12 protein-coding genes are annotated in these 22,174 nt (G+C 68.3%); 7 read left to right on the top strand and 5 right to left on the bottom strand.

The window, feature by feature from the left end; all coding sequences use genetic code 11:
- Window positions 1–103 precede the first annotated feature (103 nt).
- The 3 genes from DM450_RS18965 to DM450_RS18955 all read right to left on the bottom strand — a co-directional run bounded on the left by DM450_RS18965 (window position 104) and on the right by DM450_RS18955 (window position 4,923).
- On the bottom strand, window positions 104–2,830 hold the full coding sequence (locus DM450_RS18965; protein WP_142638239.1) for a TonB-dependent receptor domain-containing protein: 2,727 nt from the start codon (window positions 2,828–2,830) through the stop codon (window positions 104–106).
- A gap of 129 nt (window positions 2,831–2,959) precedes the next feature.
- The gene (locus DM450_RS18960; protein WP_142638237.1) at window positions 2,960–4,066 is read right to left on the bottom strand and encodes an anhydro-N-acetylmuramic acid kinase; all 1,107 of its coding nucleotides are present in this window, start codon (window positions 4,064–4,066) and stop codon (window positions 2,960–2,962) included.
- A complete protein-coding gene (locus tag DM450_RS18955) occupies window positions 4,066–4,923 on the bottom strand; it encodes a hypothetical protein (protein ID WP_142638235.1) in 858 nt (285 codons plus the stop codon). The genes DM450_RS18960 and DM450_RS18955 overlap by 1 nt, the downstream gene beginning before the upstream one ends.
- 194 nt (window positions 4,924–5,117) lie before the next feature.
- Here DM450_RS18955 and DM450_RS18950 point away from each other — a divergent pair, with 194 nt between their 5' ends.
- From DM450_RS18950 to DM450_RS18930, 5 genes are read left to right on the top strand one after another with little or no spacing between them, the layout of a single operon-like run.
- Window positions 5,118–6,140, top strand: coding sequence for an SIS domain-containing protein (locus DM450_RS18950; protein WP_260610561.1), 1,023 nt, complete (start codon window positions 5,118–5,120; stop codon window positions 6,138–6,140).
- 23 nt (window positions 6,141–6,163) lie between these two features.
- Window positions 6,164–7,360 carry an N-acetylglucosamine-6-phosphate deacetylase gene (gene nagA / locus DM450_RS18945; RefSeq protein WP_260610559.1) on the top strand — a complete coding sequence of 399 codons (1,197 nt, stop codon included), beginning with the start codon at window positions 6,164–6,166 and terminating at the stop codon, window positions 7,358–7,360.
- Complete coding sequence (locus DM450_RS18940; protein WP_142638231.1) at window positions 7,357–8,421, top strand: beta-N-acetylglucosaminidase domain-containing protein; 1,065 nt, start codon at window positions 7,357–7,359, stop codon at window positions 8,419–8,421. Before nagA ends, DM450_RS18940 begins: the two co-directional genes overlap by 4 nt.
- A gap of 14 nt (window positions 8,422–8,435) precedes the next feature.
- The gene (dld, locus tag DM450_RS18935) at window positions 8,436–10,178 is read left to right on the top strand and encodes a D-lactate dehydrogenase (protein WP_142638229.1); all 1,743 of its coding nucleotides are present in this window, start codon (window positions 8,436–8,438) and stop codon (window positions 10,176–10,178) included.
- Complete coding sequence (locus DM450_RS18930; protein WP_142638227.1) at window positions 10,175–11,044, top strand: BadF/BadG/BcrA/BcrD ATPase family protein; 870 nt, start codon at window positions 10,175–10,177, stop codon at window positions 11,042–11,044. The genes dld and DM450_RS18930 overlap by 4 nt, the downstream gene beginning before the upstream one ends.
- A gap of 216 nt (window positions 11,045–11,260) precedes the next feature.
- Here the strand turns inward: DM450_RS18930 and ppdK are convergent, their stop codons facing one another.
- Window positions 11,261–13,939 (bottom strand): pyruvate, phosphate dikinase, encoded by a 2,679-nt coding sequence (gene ppdK / locus DM450_RS18925; RefSeq protein WP_142638225.1) that lies wholly within the window; start codon window positions 13,937–13,939, stop codon window positions 11,261–11,263.
- Between the two features lie 167 nt (window positions 13,940–14,106).
- The gene (locus DM450_RS18920; RefSeq protein ID WP_185928823.1) at window positions 14,107–15,750 is read right to left on the bottom strand and encodes a Na+/H+ antiporter; all 1,644 of its coding nucleotides are present in this window, start codon (window positions 15,748–15,750) and stop codon (window positions 14,107–14,109) included.
- Between the two features lie 410 nt (window positions 15,751–16,160).
- On the opposite strand from DM450_RS18920, the gene DM450_RS18915 reads away from it, so the two are divergent.
- A complete protein-coding gene (locus DM450_RS18915) occupies window positions 16,161–18,935 on the top strand; it encodes a TonB-dependent receptor (protein ID WP_142638221.1) in 2,775 nt (924 codons plus the stop codon).
- A 121-nt stretch (window positions 18,936–19,056) separates the two neighbouring features.
- Entirely contained in the window at window positions 19,057–22,089 is a 3,033-nt protein-coding gene (locus DM450_RS18910; RefSeq protein ID WP_142638219.1) for a TonB-dependent receptor, read from the top strand.
- Window positions 22,090–22,174: the final 85 nt, after the last annotated feature.

The raw sequence follows: 22,174 nt of genomic DNA, 5'->3' as shown, positions 1-22,174 counted from the left end.
CTCCGGACCCGGCCCTGAACGCGGGTGCTCAGGGCCCGACAAAAAAGCGGGCGCCCGGTCGGAGGAGGAGGGGTGACCGGGCGCCGCGCAGGGTGGGGTTTCCTCAGATATGCGCGGTCAGCGAGAAGCCGATCGTGCGTCCGAGGATGTCGTATGTGTCGGGGAAGGTGTTGAAGACACCGCCCGTCGACACATAAGGAGGATTCTTGTCGAACAGGTTGTAGATGCCGGCGCTGAAGGTGATCGCGTCGGTGAACTCATAGGAGGCCGAAAGGTCGAAGGTGTTCTGCGCCGAGATCGTCTCGGTCGAACCGACCGTGCTCGACTTGACCTTGCCGATACGCTGCCAGTCGAACTGGATCACGCCCTTGTCGAACAGCCAGGAAAGACCGGCGGTGTGACGGTAATCGGGCTGGACCAGCGTGGTGCCGTCGCTCGAGCAGGTGGCGCCGAAGGTGCCCTTGCACTGCACCGCCGAAACGGTGGAGTTGGCCTGGATCAGGTACGAGGTGACGATGTTGCCCTGATAGCTCAGGCGCAGGCCCTCGCCCGGCAGGAACGCGGGATGCAGCGTGTAGCTGGCCGAGATGTCGAAACCGCGCTGGAGCAGGCGTCCCAGGTTCTGGTTGTTGACATAGGCGTCCTTGAAGGTGCCGTCGGCATTGCGGGTCACCAGCGAACACAGCGGATTGCTGGCGGTCGGGTTGGTGACGTAGCAGCTGGTGATCGCCGCGATCGGCTGGATCACGCCCACCGCGCCGCGCAGGTCAAGCTCGTACCAGTCGACGGTGACGTTGAGGCCCGGCAGGAAGCGCGGCGTGAACACCGCGCCCAGCGTGGTGGTGTAGCCGGTTTCCGGCTTGATGTCCGGGTTGCCGCCATAATAGTAGTTGCCGGTCAGGTAGCTGGCCGAAGTCGAGTTGGCCGAACCCACCGCCGGGGCGCCGAAGCGGGCGCACTGGGCCGCATCGCCGGTGCCCAGCACGCAGGGATCGCCGCCGTAGCGCGGCTTCAGGCGGTCGACCGTGACCAGGCTGCTGAACGGCAGCGACGACATGCCGGCGGCGAATTCACCGAAGTTCGGCGTGCGCAGGACGCGCTGGTAGGTGCCGCGCAGGCGCAGGTTGCCGTCGACTTCCCAGTTGCCCTCGACCTTCCAGGTGCCGTGGGTGCCGAACATGTTGTAGTCCGACAGACGATAGGCGCCGCCCACGTCCAGCTTGCGGATCAGCGGCAGGTCGCGCAGCACCGGCACCAGCACTTCGCCGTAGAGTTCCTTGACGTCGAAGTCGCCGCTGTAGGCCGACTGCACGCCCTGGCGGTAGGTGTTGCCGGTCAGCAGCGCGGTGTCCTGGTTGATGCTGGCGGTCTCGCGGCGGTATTCGAGGCCGACCGCGAAGCCGATCGGGCCGGCGGGCAGCGAGAACAGCTCTTCCAGCGTGCCGCTCAAGGTCGCCGCCGTCACGAACTGGTCGCGCTTGCGGTCGAAACCTTCGATCGAGCTGCCCAGCGCTTCGGCGATCCCGCTCTGGTTGGGGCCGAAGATGTTGACGCTGTTGACGATGGAATCGAACTTGTTGGCGCCCGTCGAGCTGGTGACGAGGCCGTCGCCGGTGATCAGCGTGTGCTCGGTCGAGCGGCCGTACTGGGCGTAGACGTTCCACTTGGTGGCGCCGGTCAGCGGGCCGCGCAGGCCGGTCTGGACCTGCAGGGTGTTACGCTCGGTCTCGTAGTTGATGAGGCCGAGTTCGGCCAGCGAGCGCGAGACGTTCACCTGCGCCGCGCCGTTGACGAAGGTCAGCTGGTTGCGGATGTCGTCGGTGAGGTAGGGGTTGCTCTCGCTGATCGAGACGGTGCGGTTCACCGAAACCGGCGTGGCGCCGGGGGTGCCGGTCTCCTGGGTGCGCGAATTGTTGTACATCACGCGGCCATAGGCCTCGATCTGCGGAGTGATCTCGTACTTGAACAGCGCCGCGGCATTGATGCGCTTGAGCGGCGAGACCAGCGGATAGCGGTTCGAGATGTTCGAGGTGGCGGACGGGTTGGTGGTGAACTCGCCGCTGTCGGTGAAGCCGAACTTGCGGCCGCTCGCCACGTCGGTGAAGACGCCGCCGATGCTGGGAATCGTCTGGTTCGGGGTTTCCGCCCAGTCGCGCTGGCCGGCGCGGATGAGGTCGCGCTGGGTGTAGTCGGCGGCGATGACGATGTGGCCGCGATCGCCAAGACCGGTGCCGACCATCAGCGAACCGCCGTACTGCGCGCCGCCATGTTCGGACAGGCGGCTCGTCGCGGTGCCGCGCATGCCTTCGAAATCGTCGTTGAGGATGAAGTTGACGACACCGGCCACCGCGTCGGCGCCGTAGACCGCGGCAGCGCCGCCGGTCAGCACGTCGACCCGCTTGATCAGCGAGGCGGGGATCGAGTTGACGTCGGCCGAATTACGGAAGCTGAACGGAGTCGCGCGGGTGCCGTCGATGAGCACGAGCGAGCGGCTCTGGCCGAAGTTGCGCAGTTCGAGAACCTGGGCGCCGAAGGCGTCGCTGCCCTGCGAACCCTGGCGGACACCGCCGGAAAGCTGGGGCAGCTTGGTGGAGAAGTCCTCCACCGTCAGCGCCGCCTGCAGCTTGATCTGCTGCTCGCCGGTGGAAACGACAGGGCTGCTGGAAGTCAGGCCGGCCACCGAGATGCGGGTGCCGGTGACGACGATTTCAGCGGCGGCGCTGGTATCGTCGGCGGGGGCGGAATCGGCGGACTGTGCGAACGCCGTGCCTTGCGACAGGGCAATCGCCAGCGCTGTGGTGGCGACCATGGTCCTTTGAAACTTAACCATTTTTGACTTCCTCATTGTCGTTTCCCTGGCGCCGGAGTTCGTTGCTCCGGCACATTTTCGCACCATGCATACCTGTATGGGATATGTAAAGCGCTGGTATTTTATTGGTCGTAGTTTTCTGGAGGCCCCTCAGACCACTCCGGCCAGAGCCGCGTCCGGCCGCCAGATCGCGCCGCCGGTGAGGGGGCGCCCGACCCCGGTGGTGCCGGGATAGGTCAGCGGCAATCCGCGCAGGCTGCGCGCCGCCAGGAAGGCCATCGCCTCGGCCTCGACATAGTCGCCGCGCAGGCCCACCTCGTCCGCCGTCCGGCAATCGCCGAGACGCGCGCGCAGCGCCTGCATCAGCGTGGGATTGTGGCTCCCGCCGCCGCAGACGATCCACACTTTCGGGGCCGCCGGCAGCAACCGCAGCGACGCCCGCACCGCTTCCGCCGTGAACGCCGTCAGCGTCGCCGCCGCATCTTCCAGCGAACGGGCGCCCGCCCATTCGAGCGGAAAATCGTAGCGGTCAAGCGACTTCGGACCCGATCCCCGGAAATGTTCGTGCTCCAGCAGCATGGCCAGCACCGCCGCGTCGACCGCGCCCGCCGCCGCGATCCGCCCACCCTCGTCATAACGACCGGCCCCGCGCGCCTGCACCACCTGGTCGATCAGGCCATTGCCCGGCCCGGTGTCGAACGCCACCAGCGACCCGTCCGCGCCGATCCACGTGAGGTTCGCCACGCCGCCGAGATTGAGGAACGCGATCGGCCCCGCAAGGCCCAGCCGCTCCGCCAGCGCGGCATGATAGGCGGGCACCAGCGGCGCGCCCTGCCCGCCCGCCAGCAGGTCGTCCTGCCGCATCTGCGCAACCACCGAAACGCCCAGCGCATCGGCGAGGACCTGCGGGTCGCCGATCTGCACGGACAGCCGCCGCTCGGGCCGGTGCAGCAGCGTCTGCCCATGGAAACCGACCAGATCGGGCCTGCGCCCGGCCCGTGCGATCACCTGTTCACCGGCGCGCAGATGCGCCGCCTCGATCACTTCGGCCGCCAGCGCGAACGAATGCGGCCTTGCGCCATACCCGTTCCAGGCCAGCGCATCGCGCGTGGCCTTTTCCAGCGCATCGCGCTCCGCCGCCGAATAGGCGGTCATCGCCCCGGGCCCGAAGGCCGCGATCCGTTCCCCATCGGTTTCCAGCAGCGCCACGTCGACGCCGTCGAGCGAGGTTCCGCTCATGTACCCCATGACCAGCATCAGCCGTCATTCTCCCAACTACAGATGACAAGGCTCGCATCGTCGTGCCGCTTGACCCGCGCGAATTGCCGCAGGGATTCCGGCGCGCTTTCCAGCTCGCGCAGCCGCGCCAGCCAATGCGCCCAGTCCCGCTGCCCGGAAATGGCCAGCAGATCGGCGGGCTCGGCCGCATCGAAAAGTTCGAACAGGCGCAGGAAACCGTCACTGGCCAGGGCGAAACGCGCGCCCGGCCGGACCGGGAACCGCACCTGCCAGACATGATCCGCCGCGCGCGGCTCGGTGCCCAGCACCCAGTAGCCACCGGCGCGGTTCATCAACCGGCGATTGGCCAGAAGCCCCGGCAGCAGCCGCGCCTTGAACGCCTCGGGCGAGATTTCCCCCTCTTCGGCAAGGATCTGCCGCAAGGCCGCAATCGTGCGCGCCTCGATGGCGTCGAGCGCCGAACTGCCAAAAACCTGCCCCTGATTTGCAATGACACGGCAATCGGCAAGCGTCGTGATCTCCGCCTCGCCGCCGATCACCCGCACCATCGCGAAGGCCGCCGAAGGGTGCTCGTGCGCCTCGGCGCGCGGACCGGTCTGCTCGCGCTGCAAAGCCTCGCCGCATTGGCGCATGACCTGGCGCAGCAGTTCGGTGGTCGGCATATCGGGGTCTTGCGCCAGCCCCTCGGCCAGCAGGCCATTGGCCTTTTGCGCCAGCCAGCTGGCATCGCTGGGCGCATCGAGCAACCGGGGACCAATGCCGGTCGCCCCGTCAATCACCCAGGCGGCATTGCCATGGTGGCCCACGCAATCCTCGTTGACTCCGCCCTTGACGCTGCCCGCGCCATCGGTGGCGGCAATCTCGATCCTGAGCATCGGCTTCTCCCAGCTTGCGACTCCGGCATCCCTTGCGGAACACCGAACCGGTATCATGAGGTCAGGAGGAATAAAACCACTTTAATGCCACTTGTATCGCAATTCGAAAGTGGTATCTTCCCAATATGACCCTGACCAAGCCAGACCTAACCGCACCAGAAACGCACCTGGAGGCCACTGAGGGCGAGACCCTGATGGCCCGGGAAGCCCGCGAGGCCCCGCTTCGCTGCACCGAGCAATTGCAGCGCAATGCCGAACTGGTGCGCGAGGCCGGTCGCCGCCTGCGCGCGCTGGCCCCGCCGTTTGCCGCCACCCTTGCCCGTGGCAGTTCCGATCAGGCCGCCGCCTTTGCCAAGTTCCTGCTGGAGACCCATGCCGGGGTGCCCACGCTGAGCCACGCGCCTTCGGTCGGCTCGCTCTACCATGCCACGTCGCCGCGTTTTGCCGGGGTCCCGCTGATCGCGATCTCGCAGTCCGGCCGCAGCCCCGACCTGCTCGCCGCCGCCGAAGATGCCAAGGCGCAGGGCGCGGTGGTGATCGCCGTGGTCAACGACGCGCAGTCGCCGCTGGCCGACCTCGCCGAGATCGTCATTCCGGTGCACGCCGGGCCCGAAACCAGCGTGGCCGCCACCAAGAGCTTTGTCTGCACGCTCGTCGCGCTCACCCATCTCGTGGCCGAATGGAGCGAGGACGCGGCCCTGCTCGCCGCGCTCGAGACCGCGGGCGAGGTTCTCGAAGCCGCCGCCGCGGCCGACTGGACCCAGGCGGTCGAACTGCTGAAGGATGCCGGCGACATGCTGGTGCTGGGCCGCGGCCCGACCCTGCCGATCGCCGGCGAGGCCGCGCTCAAGCTCAAGGAAACCTCCAGCCTCCATGCCGAGGCCTTCAGCAGCGCCGAAGTCGCGCATGGGCCGATGACGCTGGTCGGCGCGGGCGATCCGGTGCTGGTGCTTGCCCCGCTCGACGTCGCCCGCACCGGCCTGCGCGAGCGGCTGGACGACTTTGCCGCGCGCGGCGCCAGAGTGATCGCCGCCGGCATGGCCGAGGACATCGCCCCGGCCGCGCTCACCCTGCCCTCACGCAGCGACGTCCACCCGGTGCTGGGCGCCATCGCCGCGATCCAGAGCTTCTACGGTCTTGCCAATGCCCTGTCGCTGGCGCGCGGCCGCAACCCGGACAATCCGCCCCATCTCAACAAAGTGACACGCACGTTATGAGCCTGTCGGCCATGAACCCCGCCATGAACCCCGCAACGACTCCCGCAATGCCCGAGGCGGCTCGCCCCCTTACCGCGCTTGTCGGCGCCCGCATCGTGCTGGCCGACCGCGTGGTCGAGGATCAGGCGCTGCTCCTTGCGGGCGATCGCATCCTCGGCCTCGCACCGCGCGATACCCTGCCCGAGGATTGCCGTGTCGAGCAGATCGACGGCGGCTGGCTGCTGCCCGGCTTCATCGACGTGCAGGTCAACGGCGGCGGCGACGTGCTGCTCAACGACAGCCCGACGGTGGAGGGCATCCGCGCCATCGCCCGCGCCCATCGCCGCTATGGCACCACCGGCCTGCTGCCCACGCTGATCAGCGACTATGCCGAGGCGGTGGACGTGGCGATCGCGGCCGGCGAGGCAGCGCTGGCCGAAGGCGTGCCGGGCGTGCTCGGCGTCCATATCGAAGGCCCGCACCTCAACCCCGCCAAGAAGGGCATCCACGACCAGACCCGCTTCGCGCCGGTCGATGCCGAGGTGATCGCCCGGCTCGCCGCGCCGACGCTGGGCCGCCGGGTGGTGACGCTGGCGCCCGAACTGGCACCGGCGGGATCGGTGCGCGCGCTGAGCAAGGCGGGCATTCTTGTCTGCGCGGGCCACAGCATGGCCGATTACCAGCAGAGCCACGCCGCGCTGGCCGAAGGGCTGGCCGGGTTTACCCACCTGTTCAACGCGATGACCCAGTTCGTCAGCCGCGATCCCGGCATGGTCGGCGCGGCGCTGGAAGACCGCGCCAGCTACTGCGGGCTGATCGTCGACGGCTTCCACGTCCACCCCGCCGCCATGCGGGTTGCCATCAAGGCGCGCGGCACCGAGGGCATCATGCTGGTGACCGACGCGATGCCGCCGGTGGGCGGCACGCGCGGCACCTTCACGCTGATGGGCACCGAGATCACCGTGGCGAACGGCAAGTGCACCGGCCCCGACGGCACCCTGGCGGGATCGGCGCTGACGATGGCCGAGGCGCTGCGCAACACGATGGACATGCTCTACTGCGACATCGTCACCGCCTCGCGCATGGCCAGCGGCAACCCTGCGCGGTTCCTGCGGCTGGAGCACGAGACCGGCACCATCGCGCCGGGCCTGCGCGCCGACCTCGTGCTGCTGGATGAGGCGCGCCGCGTGCGCGCCACCTGGATCGGCGGCGCGCGCGAGGATCTGGGAGAAGACGCGTGACCCCGCCGCTCGGGCTGATCGAGGGCCGCTTCGGGCGGATCTGGGACGCGGCCGAGCGCAGCCACGTGGTGCGCACGCTGGCCGGGGCCGGCTACGGTTTCTACCACTATGGCCCCAAGGCCGACCGTTCACTGCGGCGCGAATGGCGCAAGGCGCATGACCTCGCCCAGAGCGAGGCGCTCGCCCGGCTTTCCGCCGAATGCCGCGCGGCGGGCATGCGTTTCGGCATGGCGATCACCCCGGTCGGCTCCACCCATCCCTTCGACGATGCCGCGCGGGCCGACCTTGCCCGCCGCATCGCCGACCTCGACGCCATCGGCATCGACGACCTGGCGGTGCTGTTCGACGATCTGCGCGGCGACATGCCGCAGCTGGCCGAGCGGCAGGCCGATGTCGTCAACTTCTGCGCCGGGCTGACCAAGGCCACGCGGGTCTATACCTGCCCGACTTATTATTCCGACGATCCGGTGCTCGACCTGGTCTTCGCGGACCGTCCGGCGGACTATCTCGGCACGCTCGGGCGGCTGCTCGACAGCGCCGTGCAGGTCTACTGGACCGGCGAGGAAGTCTGCGCGAAGGAAATCGGCCCGGCGCACCTCGAACGCGTGGCGGGCGAGCTCGGCCGCAAGGTCTGCCTGTGGGACAACTGGCCGGTCAACGACGGGGCGCGGATGTCGCGCTTCCTGCACCTGCGCGCCTTTACCGGCCGTCCGGCGGCGATTGCCGAACACATCAGCGGCCATGCGGTCAACCCGGCGATCCAGGCGCACCTCGGCTGCATTCCGGCGCTGACGCTGCCGATGCTCTACGCGAAAGGGGAGCGCTATGCCTATGGCGCCGCGTTCGATGCCGCCGCGCGCACGCTGCTCGGCGCGGAATTCACGCAGCGGCTGCGGCAGGACCTTCCGGCGCTGCAGGACGTCGGCTACGAGCGCCTCGGCGCACGGGCGGACCGCCTGCGCGCACGGTATCGGGACATCGATCACCCCGCCGCGCGCGAGATCCTGCGCTGGCTGGACGGCGATGACCTGATGACCGACGACGAGGTCCAGACCCAGTAAGCGGGAAACACGCGATGACGACAAGCGCCACGACACGAGACCGCAAGCTGCTGGGCGAACTGCGCGGCGCGGTCGGCGGGCGCCACGTGCTGACCTCGGCGCGGGCGACGGCGCGGTTCCGCAAGGGCTATCGCACCGGCGAGGGCCCGGCGATCGCGGTGGTGCGCCCGGGCAGCCTGGTGGAACTGTGGCGGGCGGTGCAGGCCTGCGTGGCGGCGGACGTCTCGATCATCATGCAGGCCTCGAACACCGGCCTCACCGGCGGCTCGACACCCGATGGCGACGACTATCCCGGCGGCCTCGTCATCATCAGCACGACGCGGCTCTCGGCGCTGAAAGTCATTCGCGGCGGCGAGCAGGTGCTCTGCCTGCCCGGCACCACGCTCTACGCGCTGGAAGCGGCGCTGCGCCCTTATGGGCGCGAGCCGCATTCGGTGATCGGCTCCTCCTGCCTCGGCGCCTCGGTGGTGGGCGGGGTCTGCAACAATTCGGGCGGCTCGCTGATCCGGCGCGGGCCCGCCTATACCCAGCTGGCGCTTTACGCGCAGGTCCAGCCGGACGGCAGCCTGCGCCTCGTCAACCACCTCGGCATCGCGCTGGGTGACGCGCCCGAGGCCATGCTCGCCCGGCTCGACGGCGGCCAGTTCACCGAAGCCGACATCGACCCCGCCGGTGACAAGTGGGCGCACGACCACAGCTATGCGGCCCACGTGCGCGACATCGACAGCGACGTGCCCGCCCGCTTCAACGCCGACCCGCGCTGCCTGTTCGAAGCCGCCGGAAGCGCGGGCAAGCTGATCGTCTTTGCCGTCCGCCTCGACACCTTCGCGCGCGAGGAGGAGACCAGCACCTTCTACATCGGCACCAGCCGGCCCGACCGGCTGACGGCGCTGCGCCGCACGATGCTGCGCGATTTCGACACCCTGCCGATCGCCGGCGAATACATGCACGCCGAGGCCTTCGACGTCGCCGACCGCTATGGGCGCGACATGTTCTTCGCGATCGAGCGGCTCGGCACCGACCGGCTGCCCGCGCTGTTTGCCGCCAAATCGCGCTTCGACGGGCTGTTCGGCAGCCTGTTCGGAGGCGGCCTGTCCGACCGCCTGATGCAATGGTCGAGCCGCTTCATCCCCGATCATCTGCCGCCGCGCATGCGCGAATACCGCGCCCGCTTCGACCATCACCTGATCCTGAAAGTCCCGCGCGAGCAGGTCGATGCCGCCCGCGCACTGCTCGGCGAGTTGTTCCCCGGCGGCGGCGAGGCCGACCATTTCGAATGCACCGCGCAGGAGGCCGCCAAGGCCTTCCTCCACCGCTTCGTCGCGGCGGGTGCCGCCGTGCGCTACCGCGCCGTCCACCGCGACACGGTGGAAGACATCGTCGCCCTCGACGTCGCGCTGCCGCGCAATACCCGCGACTGGGTGGAGCAGCTGCCCGCGGAGCTTGCCGCCCGCACGGTCCACACGCTCTATTACGGGCACTTCTTCTGCCAGGTGTTCCACCAGGACTACATCGTCACGAAGGGCACCGATCCGCTCGCCTTCGAACACGCGCTCTGGGCCCTGCTCGACGCGCGCGGCGCCCAGTATCCGGCCGAGCACAACGTCGGCCACCTCTACGTTGCCCGGCCCGAGCTGGCGCGGTTCTACCGCGAGATCGATCCGCGCAACCAGCTCAATCCCGGTATCGGCCATACCCCCCGTGGCCGCGACTGGAACGACCATGCCTGCGCGGGGCCCCACGGAGAACACCCATGACCTACTACCTCGGCATCGATGCAGGCGGCAGCAATTGCCGCGCCCGGCTGGTCGATGCCCAGGGCCGCGCGATCGGCGAGGGCAAGTCCGGCACCGCCAACGCGCGCATCGGCATCGAGGCGCTCTATGACACCTTGCGGGAGACCGCGGATCAGGCGGTCGCCGAGGCGGGCCTGACCCCGGCCCAGCGCGCCACCATCCACGCCGGCATGGGCATCGCCGGGATCACCCGCCCCGGCGTGCGCGAGGCGCTGGCAGAGCTCGATTTCGGTTTCGCCTCGGCCGCTTACGCCACCGACGCGCAGATCGCCAACCTCGGCGCCCATGGCGGCGAGGACGGCGCGATCCTCATCATCGGCACCGGCAGCGCCGCCCAGCTGCGCGTCGAGGGCCGCGATTTCACCATCGGCGGCTACGGCTTCCCCATCTCGGACGAGGGCAGCGGCGCCGCGCTAGGGCTGTCGGCGATGCGCCACGCCTTGCGCGCGCTCGACGGGCGCACCCGCAAGACCCCGCTCAGCGCCGCCGTGACCGAGCGTTTCGGACACGACACCGCCCAGGCCATCGCCTGGATGGACCACGCCACCCCGCGCGACTACGGCACTTTCGCGCCGCTGGTGATGAGCTATGCCGAGGCGGACGACGCCATCGCCCGTTCCATCGTCGAGAATGCCGCCGGGCACATCGAGCGTTTCATCGAGACGATCTTCGAGCGCGGCGCCGCCCGCTGCTCGCTGGTCGGCGGCCTCGCCCCGCGCATGCAGCCCTGGCTGCGCGCCCGCACGGTCGAACGCCTGAGCGCACCGCTGGGCGATTCCCTCGACGGCGCCCTGCGCCTTGCCGGTTTTGCGGCGGCCAAGGCCTGACGGGCTGTTTCAAAATGCCCGAACGGGCATTGTGAGGGCGGCACCAGCGGCCTGTGGCACCCGGAAAGCAAATGCGGACCGCACGCTGGCGCATGCGGTCCGCATTCCCGGTCGGGTCGCTCCTCCTCCCCGACACGGTTTACCTCGGTTGGCCTTATACCAGACTGCGATGAGGCAAGCGCAACGCAGCCTGGAACGCTCAGGCGCCGCGCGGGCTTACTGGCCCGCGAGCGCCGCCTGCGCGGCCGCCAGACGCGCGATCGGCACGCGGTAGGGCGAGGCGGAGACGTAATCGAGGCCGATCTTCTCGCAGAACGCGATCGAGGCCGGATCGCCGCCATGTTCGCCGCAGATGCCCAGCTTGATCCCCGGGCGGGTCTTGCGGCCGCGCTCGGCCGCCAGCTCGATCAGTTCGCCGACGCCGTCGACGTCGATGCTGACGAAAGGATCGCGCTCGAAGATGCCCTTGTCGACGTACTGGGTCAGGAAACGCCCGGCATCGTCGCGGCTGATGCCGATGGTGGTCTGGGTCAGGTCATTGGTGCCGAACGAGAAGAATTCCCCGATCTCGGCGATCTCGCCCGCCTTGAGCGCGGCGCGCGGCAGTTCGATCATCGTGCCGACCAGATAGTCGACCGAGGCGCCGCGCTCGGCGAAGACTTCGGTGGCGACGCGGTCGACGATCGCCTTCATCAGCTCCAGTTCCCGGGCCGTGGCGACCAGCGGGATCATCACTTCGGGGATCGGCGCCTCGCCGGTGCGCTCCTTGACGATCAGCGCCGCCTCGAAGATCGCGCGGGCCTGCATCTCGTAGATTTCGGGATAAGTCACGCCGAGGCGGCAGCCGCGATGGCCGAGCATCGGGTTGAATTCATGCAGTTCGGCCGCCCGGCGCTTGAGCGTGTCCACCGCCACCCCGGCCGCGCGGGCCACGTCCTCGAAGTCGGCGTCGGCATGGGGCAGGAATTCGTGGAGCGGCGGATCGAGCAGGCGGATGGTGACCGGCAGGCCCGCCATGACCATGAAGATCTCGGCAAAATCGTCGCGCTGTTCGGGCAGCAGGCGGTCCAGCGCGGCGCGGCGGCCGGCCTCGTCCTCGGCCAGGATCATCTCGCGCACGGCGGTGATGCGGGCGGCGTCGAAGAACATGTGCTCGGTACGGCACAGGCCCACGCCCTCGGCGCCGAAGTCGCGCGCGGTGCGGCAGTCCTGCGGGGTTTCCGCGTTGGCGCGGATGCGCAGGCGGCGCACCTTGTCGGCCCATTCCATCAGCGTGCCGAAATCACCCGCCAGCTCGGGCTGCACGGTCGCCACTTCGTTGGCCATGATCTCGCCGGTCGAACCGTCGATGGTGACGATGTCGCCTTCCTTGAGCACCCGGCCTTCCATGCGCACGGTGCGCGCGGTGCCGTCGATCGAGAGGCTGCCCGCGCCCGAGACGCAGGGACGGCCCATGCCGCGCGCCACCACCGCGGCGTGGCTGGTCATGCCGCCGCGCGCGGTGAGGATGCCGCGGGCCGCATGCATGCCGTGGATGTCCTCAGGGCTGGTCTCGACCCGCACGAGGATCACCGCCTTGCCCTGCTCGGCCAGCTTCTCGGCGGTATCGGCATCGAGCACGATCGCCCCCGAAGCGGCGCCCGGCGAGGCGGGCAGGCCCTTGGTCAGCACGTCGCGCGGCGCCTTGGGATCGAGCGTGGGGTGGAGGAGCTGGTCGAGCGCGGCGGGATCGACGCGGGCGACCGCCTCTTCCTCGCTGATCAGCCCTTCGCGCGCCATGTCGACGGCGATCTTCAGCGCCGCCTTGGCGGTGCGCTTGCCCGAGCGGGTCTGGAGCATCCAGAGCTTGCCCTGCTGCACCGTGAACTCGATGTCCTGCATGTCGCGGTAGTGCTTTTCGAGGATCTCGAAGACACCGGCGAGTTCCGCGTACGTCTGCGGCATCGCCTCTTCCATCGACAGCGGCTTGGCCCCGGCGCGCTCGCGGGCGGCCCGGGTCAGGTACTGCGGGGTGCGGATGCCGGCCACGACGTCCTCACCCTGCGCGTTGATGAGGTATTCGCCGTAGTAGGCGTTCTCGCCGGTCGCCGGGTCACGCGTGAAGGCAACGCCGGTGGCCGAGGTCTCGCCCATGTTGCCGAAGACCATCGCCTGGACGTTGACCGCCGTGCCCCATTCGCCGGGGATCGCATTGAGGCGGCGATAGACCTTGGCGCGGTCCGACTGCCAGGACCCGAACACGGCGCCGATCGCGCCCCAGAGCTGGTCGTGCACGTCCTGCGGGAACGGCTTGTTCCAGAGCTTGGCGACGATGCCCTTGTACTCGGCGACCAGCAGCTTCCAGTCGGCCGCGGTCATCTCGGTATCGAGCTCGTAGCCGCGATCTTCCTTGGCGATGTCCAGCGCTTCCTCGAAGGCACCGTGATCGAGTTCGAGCACGACGTCGGAATACATCTGGATGAAGCGGCGATAGCTGTCCCAGGCGAAACGCTCGTCACCCGACGTCGCCGCGAGGCCTTCGACCGTCTCGTCGTTGAGGCCGAGGTTGAGCACGGTATCCATCATGCCCGGCATCGAGATGCGCGCGCCCGAGCGGACCGAGACCAGCAGCGGATCGGCGGTGTTGCCGAACTGCTTGCCGGTCACCTGCTCGATATGGGCCAGACCCTGGGCCACTTCGGCCTTCACGCTTTCGGGATAGACGCCGCCGTCCTGATAGTAGCGCGTGCACATCTGGGTGGTGATGGTGAAACCCGGGGGAACCGGCAGACCGATCGCGGCCATGCCGTCGAGGTTGGCGCCCTTGCCGCCCAGCAGGTTCTTGTCGCCCTTGCCGCCGTCGTCGACACCGCCACCAAAGCGATAGACATAGCGCGTTTCAGTCAAAGCCGTCATCAATCCATTTCCTTGTTACCGCTCCGCCCGAAAACCGGGATTCGGCGATTTGCGAGGATATGGCATGCTAAATGGCGGCTTTTGGACGCGGTCACCATCGACAAATCGCAAAGCCGGATTTCACGATTTGTGAAATCCGGCCCCGTCGAACCCCGTCCAGGAAACGGCTAACCCCTGAGACGCGCCTCGGAAAGATCGAGTTCGCGCGTCAGCTTGCGGATCGTCGCGCTGCCGACCTGGCGGCTGCGGATGAGGTCCGCCAGCCTCGCCCGCTCGGCCTTGACGCCGACCAGGCGGAATTCGCGGAACAGCTTTTCCTGCGCCCGCACGGCATCGCGCTCGTCCTCGCTCAGCCCCTCGATGCGTTCGCGGTAGAGATCCATCACCCGGCCGCCGGCCGCCGCGAAACGGTCGGCATCGCCGCGCTCTTCGGCGAGCCGGTGCTGGTGGCGCTCGATCGCGCGGATCGCCGCTTCCGCCGTCGCCACGCGGGCGGCATCTTCCTCGGCCTGCTTCGAGGGCTCGCCGGGCATCGTCAGCCCCTTGAGCAGCACCGGCAAGGCGATGCTGGCGAGGATCAGCGAAACGATGATCACCCCCGCCGCCAGGAAGATCGCCAGATCGCGCGCCGGGAACGGCGTGCCGTCGCCGAGCGCCAGCGGCAGCGTCAGCACACCGGCCAGCGTGATGGCGCCGCGCACGCCCGCGAACGACATCGCCGCGACCAGCCGCCAGTTGGGGCTGCGCAGCGCGGAATCGGGAAGCGATCCGGTCTGGCGCCGACGCAGGATCGTGAACTTGAACGAGAGCCACACCCAGGCGAAACGCAGCGCCGCAAGACCCGCCACGATCGCCACGACATATAGCGCCAGCCAGCCCGGCTGGCTGTGCCCGGTCACCGCGACGGTCTGCCGCGCTTCATAGAGGATGCCCGGAAGCTGCTCGCCCAGCAGCACGAAGATGATGCCGTTCAGCGTGAACTGGATCGTGTCCCACACCGAATTGCGGCGCATGCGGGTGACCGCCATGGCCTCGCGCGAGATTTCGGCAAACGTCATCGTCACCCCCGCGCCGACGGCGGCGAGGATGCCCGAGGCATGGAAATGCTCGGCCAGCATGTAGGAGCCGAAGGGGATCAGCAGGCTGACGAGGATCTGCGAGCCGGTATCCTCGCCCCAGCCGCGCGTCACCCAGGCCTTGGCGCGCGAGACCACCACCGTCACCGCCACGCCGATGGCCAGGCCCGCGCCCGCCACCCACAGGAAACTCAGCGCCGCATCGCCCGCCGAAAACGTGCCGGTCAGCGCCGCCGCGACGGCAAAACGCAGGCAGACGAGGCCCGATGCGTCGTTCAGCAGCGATTCCCCTTCGAGGATGTGCATCATGCGCTTGGGGATCGGCACGCGCGCGGCAATGGCGGAAACCGCGATCGGGTCGGTCGGCGAGACCACCGCGGCGAGCGCGAAGGCCACCGCCAGCGGCATCGCCGGGATCATCCAGTGGATGAACAGCCCCATGCCGATCACCGTCGTCAGCACCAGCCCCAGCGCCAGTTCGACCACGGTCGAGACGTCCTTGAACAGTTCGTCCTTGGGAATGCGCCAGCCGTCGAGGAACAGCAGCGGCGGCAGGAACAGCAGCAGGAACAGCTCCGGGTCGAGCGAGACGCTATAGGATGTCGACAGACCGATCGCGCCGCCCAGCACGATCTGCACGAGCGGCGTCGGCACCGACCAGGGCAACATCCGCGACACCGCACCGCTGACGACAACCGCCAGCAGCAGAAAAAGCACGACCGAAACGGACTCCAAACCGGGGCTCCTTTGAGTTGCATGGAAATGACCGCGCGAAGACAGGCTCAAGGCCCGTCGCCAGCCGCAGGTCGATAATCCGAAAATGTCCGGGACGGACACAGGCAAGGGCTGAGCAGGGACCATGGCCCGGCCAGTCCGGGATTGCAAACCCTGCCGCGGTATTTTTTTCGCCCCGCGCATTAGGGAAACATTTTGAAACAGCACCGGCGGAAATTTCAAAAACAGAACAGATCAGACGAAACAACTAAACAACTACAACAGTATTCACAAAAACGTCACAAATAGTCTTTGAACTTTCATAATTTTATGTGTCCCCGCCAGTATCCCGCCGCGCTCTTCACCTGCGATCGCGACGACCTTTTCCGCTCGCGAACAAGGACGGACAAATTGCAATGAGGGGTAAGACAATGTGGCATAAGCGCAGCCTCTGGCTGGTATCGACGGCACTCGCCTGCGCGGCGCAGCCCGCGATAGCGCAGGACACGGGGCAGGACACGGCGCAAGACGCGGGGCAAGCCGGGGCGCAAGCCGGGGCGCAGGACGGCGGCTCGATCGTCGTCACCGGGTTCCGCGCCAGCCTGCTGGGCGCGCGCGATGCGAAGCGCAACGCCACGATCATCCAGGATTCGATCGTCGCCGACGACATCGCCGCCTTCCCCGACCTCAACCTCGCCGAAGCGCTCCAGCGCCTGCCCGGCGTCGCCATCAACCGCGAGGCCGGCGAAGGCCGCCGCATCTCGCTGCGCGGCCTCGGCCCGGACTTCACCCGCGTCCAGCTCAACGGCATGGAAGTGCTGGGCAACGTCGACAGCCCGCAGGACAGCCGCGGCCAGGGCACGCGCGACCGCGCCTTCGACTTCAACATCTTCGCCGCCGAACTGTTCAACCACGTCGACGTGCGCAAGTCCTACTCGGCCGACCAGACCGAGGGCGGGCTGGCCGGCACCGTAGGCCTCTACACCGCACGCCCGCTCGACTATGCGGGCGACAAGATCGCCGTGTCGGCCTCGGCCGGCACCAACAGCTACACCAAGGACTTCCAGCCGCGCCTGACCGGCCTCGTTTCCAAGAACTGGGGCGATTTCGGCATTCTCGTCTCGGCCGCCTACAGCCACCGCCAGACCCGCGAGACCGGTGTCGACACCTACCGCTGGCGCACCAACGGCGCCAACGGCTCCGACATTTCCGGCCTGACGCAGGAGGAGCAGGACAAGATCACCTCGGGCACGCTGCGCTTCGCACGCGGCAACCGCCTGTCGGTCTGGGATTCGACGCAGGACCGCCTGGGCGTGACCTCCTCGATCCAGTGGAACCCCGGCGAGGCCACCCACATCACCCTCGACGGCCTCTACGGCAAGTTCAAGGCCGACCGTTTCGAGACCCACCTCGCCTCGCGCGGGTCGGGCGGCTCGACCTGGCTTGGCGGCGCGCAGACCTTCGCCGGCGTCACCTACCCGGCCTCGAGGATCAACGCGATCGGCTGGAACGACGAGAACGAGGTGACCTACCTCGACGTCTCGGGCGGCCAGACGTCCACCGAGACCCGCACCCAGAAGACCAGCAACACCTTCAAGCAGCTGGTGCTGAGCGGCGACACCGGGTTGACCGACAAGCTGACGTTCCGCTTCCTCGGCGGCATCGAGCGCTCCAGCTACGACATGCCGATGAGCGACAAGTTCTATACCGAGGCCTACGGCGACGTCATCTCGCAGTACACCGGCACTTACGGCCTCAAGAACACCTACGGCTGGGACACCAGCGACGCCGCCAACTACCACGCCCACGAGATCGACATGTCGGCGTCCTACCAGGACACCGCGATGGACACGGTGCGCGGCAGCCTCGAATACCAGTTCTCGCCCGACGACAAGCTGAGCCTGGGCGGTGAATGGCGCCGCTTCAAGAACAGCGGCTATACCCTGACCGCCGACGACGTGCTGCTCAGCAGCTTCAAGTCCGGCGCCGTCAGTGCCGACATCGGCGACTATTCCAAGGTCTACAACGGCTATTCCGGCCAGTCGTGGGTCATCGTCGACTACGACAAGGCGCTTTCCGCGCTCGGCATCGATCGCGGCGACTACCTGACCAACCGCGGCAGCGAATATGCCGTCGAGGAGCGCACCTGGGCGGTCTATGCCCAGTACGACTGGAACCACATGCTGGGTTCGGTGCCATTCCGAGGCAATATCGGCGGCCGCTTCTACCACACCGGCATCGATTCCGTCGGCGTGGGCACGGTCGACGGATCGCTGAACACCATTCGCGGCACCTCGAGCTACCAGGGCTTCCTGCCGGCGGCCAACCTGATCTTCGAGCTGACCGACAAGCTGGTGGTGCGCGCCGCCGCGGCCCGGAACATCAACCGTCCGACGCTGAGCGCGCTGGCCGTCAACGGCACCGTCAGGAGCGGCGACGGCGGCGAAGTCTCGGTCTCGACGGGCAATCCCAACCTCAAGCCCTACAAGTCGACCGACCTCGACCTCTCGGTCGAATACTACCTCGGCAATCACGGCTCGATCACCGGCGCGCTGTTCTACAAGACGCTCGACGGCTTCATCGGCACCAAGACCGTCACCAACACGACTTACGGCGAGACGGGTCTCTCCACCGACCTGATGGACGGACTCACCGCCAATACCGTGGTTTCGAGCTACTCGCGCCCGATCAACCTCGGCAAGACCGACCTGTGGGGCCTCGAACTGGCGGCGCAGAGCGACTTCACCTTCCTGCCCGCACCGTTCGATCACTTCGGGGTCGCGGCCAACTTCACTTATGTGAAGTCGCAATACGATTACCGGACGATCTACGGTGACATCGCCGCCAGGACGACGCTTGAAGGCCTGAGCAAGTACAACGGCAATATCACGCTCTACTATCAGGACGCCAGGTTCGACGTGCGCGGTTCGGCCAACTACCGCTCCAGCTACGTCTATTCGGCAGCGCCGATCACCACCACCGTGAACGGCGTGACGGTCGTCGACCAGGATCTCTCGGGCTATGCCGCGACGGTCTATGTCGACATGTCGGCGCACTACAAGATCACCGACCGCATCCAGCTCACGCTCGATGCCATCAACCTCACCAACCAGGCCGAGAAGCAGTATTCGGACACCTCCAAGCGTCTCTACGTCTACACCCGTTCGGGTCGCACCGTGATGGGCGGCGTCCGCTTCGAGTTCTGATCGAGGCGGCGGCGGAAGGACGGGCCGCGCGCTTCGTCCTTCCGCCGTTCATACCGGCAAGCGAGGTCACACCACTGTCATGGAGCCCTGATAGCCGCGCCGGCGAAAGGGCGCATCCTCCGTGTCTTCGCTTCCGACAGGCGGCCGGCTCAGGGCCGTCCTCATCCTGTCCGGCTTCGTGCTTGCCCTGCCACCGGCAGCGGCACAGGCGCGCGAGGCGGCCACGCCGCGCGAAGGCACGGTCAGCCTGCATGTCCCGGCCGGGCGCCTGGCCGATGCCCTGGCCGAGATCTCGCGCCGCTCGGGCATGCAGATCGTCACCTCGGCGCCCGCCGACCTCAGGACCCTCCACCCCGTGCGCGGCCGTTTCGCGGTGAGCGAGGCCATCCGCCAGGTGACGCAGGGCCTGCCGGTGACGGTCCGGCAGGTGCCCGGCGGCTATCTCGTAACTCCGGCAGCGCCGGTTGCCGTTTCCGCTCCTGCTTCCGCCCCCGTGCCGCCGCCGGATGGCAAGGCAGCCCCGCAGCCCCTCGCCCTCGCCCTCGTCCTTGCCGATCCCTTCGGCCAGCCCATCGTCGTCACCGGCTACCGCGAGAGCCTGCGGCAGGCCATGGCGGTGAAGCGCTCCGCCCGCGCCATCCTCGAGGCGACCCGCGCCGAGGACATCACCGCCTTCCCCGACCACAATGCCGCCGACGCGCTCCAGCGCCTGCCGGGGGTGGCGATCAGCCGCGACAACGGCGAAGGCCGCCAGATTTCCGTGCGCGGCCTTGGCCCGCTGTTCACCCGCACCACGCTCAACGGCATCGAGGCGCTGGCGACGACCGCTTCCGGCATGGACAACCGGGGTTCCGCCAGCCGCCAGCGCAAGTTCGACTATTCGGTCTTCGATGCCGGGCTGTTCTCGGGCGTGGAGGTGCGCAAGACCTGGTCGGCCGACCGCGACGCGGGCGGCATCGGCGGCACCGTCGCCCTGCATACGCTGCGCCCCTTCGACCGCCCCGGCAACGTCACGCTGGTTTCAGTGCAGGGTCGCAGCTCCGGCGATGCAGGCGGCGTGACCCCGCAAGTGACTGCCGAAGTGTCGCGGCGAAGCGACAGCTGGGGCGCGCTTCTCGCGCTCTCCTACAGCCGCAACCGCGTGACCGAATACGGCTACCGCAACTGGGACTGGGTGCCGGTCACGTTCGGCGAAGACAACATCGGCGCAGCGGTCGACGCCGCAGACCGCGCGCGGCTGACCGGCGCTTCGGGCGATCCCGTCTACATGTCGCGCGGGCAGACCTATTCGACCTGGACCAACCGCTTCGAGCGCCTGAACCTCGTCGCCGCCTTCGAGCGCGAGGACGACAGCGGGCTGCACATGACGCTCGACCTGATCCATGCCCGGCTCGCCAACCACCGCGGCGAATATTCGCTGGCCGCCGCCGGCACCAACGGGCTCACCGCGGGCACCGTCGATGGCACGCAAGTCCTGAATTCGGTGCGGATCGCCGGGGACACGATGGTCGCGGCGGACTTTTCCGGGGTCGACATGCGCAGCGAGCGCAAGGTCACCGAAGACCACACCGACTTCAACCAGGCGGTCTTCGCGCTGCAACGCCCGCTCGGCGACAGCACGCGGATCGAGGCGCGCGCCGGCTATGCGCGCTCCGACTTCGAGGAACCGGTGTTCGACAAGGTCTTCCTCGAATCCACCGGCCAGTCCTTTTCCTATGTCGCCACCGGCCGCCATCCGCGCAACCGCTACGCCTTTGACCTCGCCGATGCCGCAAGCTGGGATCTCATGCGCGCCGACGTGCGCGAGGATGCCATCGTCAATGAAAACGCCACCGCCCGCCTCGACGTGATCCGCCGCCTCGCCCCGGGCATCGAGCTCAGGGTCGGCGCCAGCTTTCGCCATTACGGCAACGACGGCTACGAGCGGCGCGTGTCCGCCGACTACCGGTCCGGCAGCCAAGCCGCCGCGACGGGCCTGATCGAGGCGCGCTCGCTGGCCCGCTATGTCGTGGCCGATCTCGACGCGACCTTTGCCCGCATCGGCCAGTCCCGCGACCTGACCGCGGCGGACAACCTGCCCGGCACCGCCTACCGCGTCAGCGAGAACGCCTTTGCCGCCTTCGCGCTCGCCCGGTTCAACCTCACGCTGGGCACGCTGCCGCTCGATGCGGAACTGGGCCTGCAATACCTGCGCATGGATACCCGCTCGGCCGGCGAGGCGAGCGACGACACCACGCTGGTCTCGGTGGTCCAGCACAGCCGCCATGGCGCCTGGCTGCCCTCGCTGCAGACCCGGCTCGACCTTGCGAAGGACCTGCGGCTGCGGTTTGCCGCCAGCCGCAACCTCAACCCGCCCGACGTTGCCGACCTGCGCGCCGCCGCCTCGGTCAATTCCACCCCGTTCGGCGGCACCGTGGAGACCGGCAACCCGGCGCTGCGCCCGTTCAGGGCCACCGCGTTCGACCTCTCCATCGAGCGCTACATGGGGCGCGACGGCTATGCCTCGCTCGGCCTGTTCTACAAGCGGATGGATTCGTTCATCATCTCCGAAACCACGGTCATGGCCTATTCCGAAACCGGGCTGCCGCTGGCCTTCCTCTACGACGGGCTGGACGGGACCGCGCTCTACAACGTGGTGCGCCCGCTCAACGGCCCACTGGGCGGCCCACTTGGCGGCAGGGGCGCCTCGATCCTGGGCGCGGAAGCCGCGATCCAGCGCGACCTGGATTTCCTGCCCGCCCCGTTCGATGGACTGGGCGTGCAGGCCAACCTCACGTTCGCCTCGGGCAGCAGCGAGGTGATCTACGACGGAAAGGCCGTCCAGCTGCCGCTGATCGATCTCTCGCGCTGGTCGGGCAATGCCACGCTCTACTACACCGGGCGCGGCTGGGACGCCCGCCTCGCCGCGGCCTGGCGCGGCACCTACCGCATCGACATCGGCAACAACGGGAACATCGGCGAATGGATCGAAGGCGGCATGACGCTGGACTTCGCGGCGCACCTGCGCATCACCGCCGCCATGCAGGCCTCGCTCGAGGCGCGCAACCTGACCGACGCGCCGATCACCCAGTACACCGACCGCGACGCCCACCGCCTGCTCGCGCGCACGCGCAGCGGGCGGGTCTTCGCGCTCGGCCTGCGCTCGACATTCTGACGATGGGAACCGGGATGTCCCCGCTTGCCCGCCGCGAACCTCTACACCAACGGCGCCGCCGGTCCGGCGCTCCTGTATCGGGATG

Origin of the sequence: Sphingomonas sp. IC081 (assembly GCF_006874585.1) — a bacterium.
GTDB lineage: Bacteria > Pseudomonadota > Alphaproteobacteria > Sphingomonadales > Sphingomonadaceae > Novosphingobium.
The sequence above is the reverse complement of the archived record's forward strand: the minus strand, read 5'-3'. Positions and strand labels throughout refer to the sequence as shown.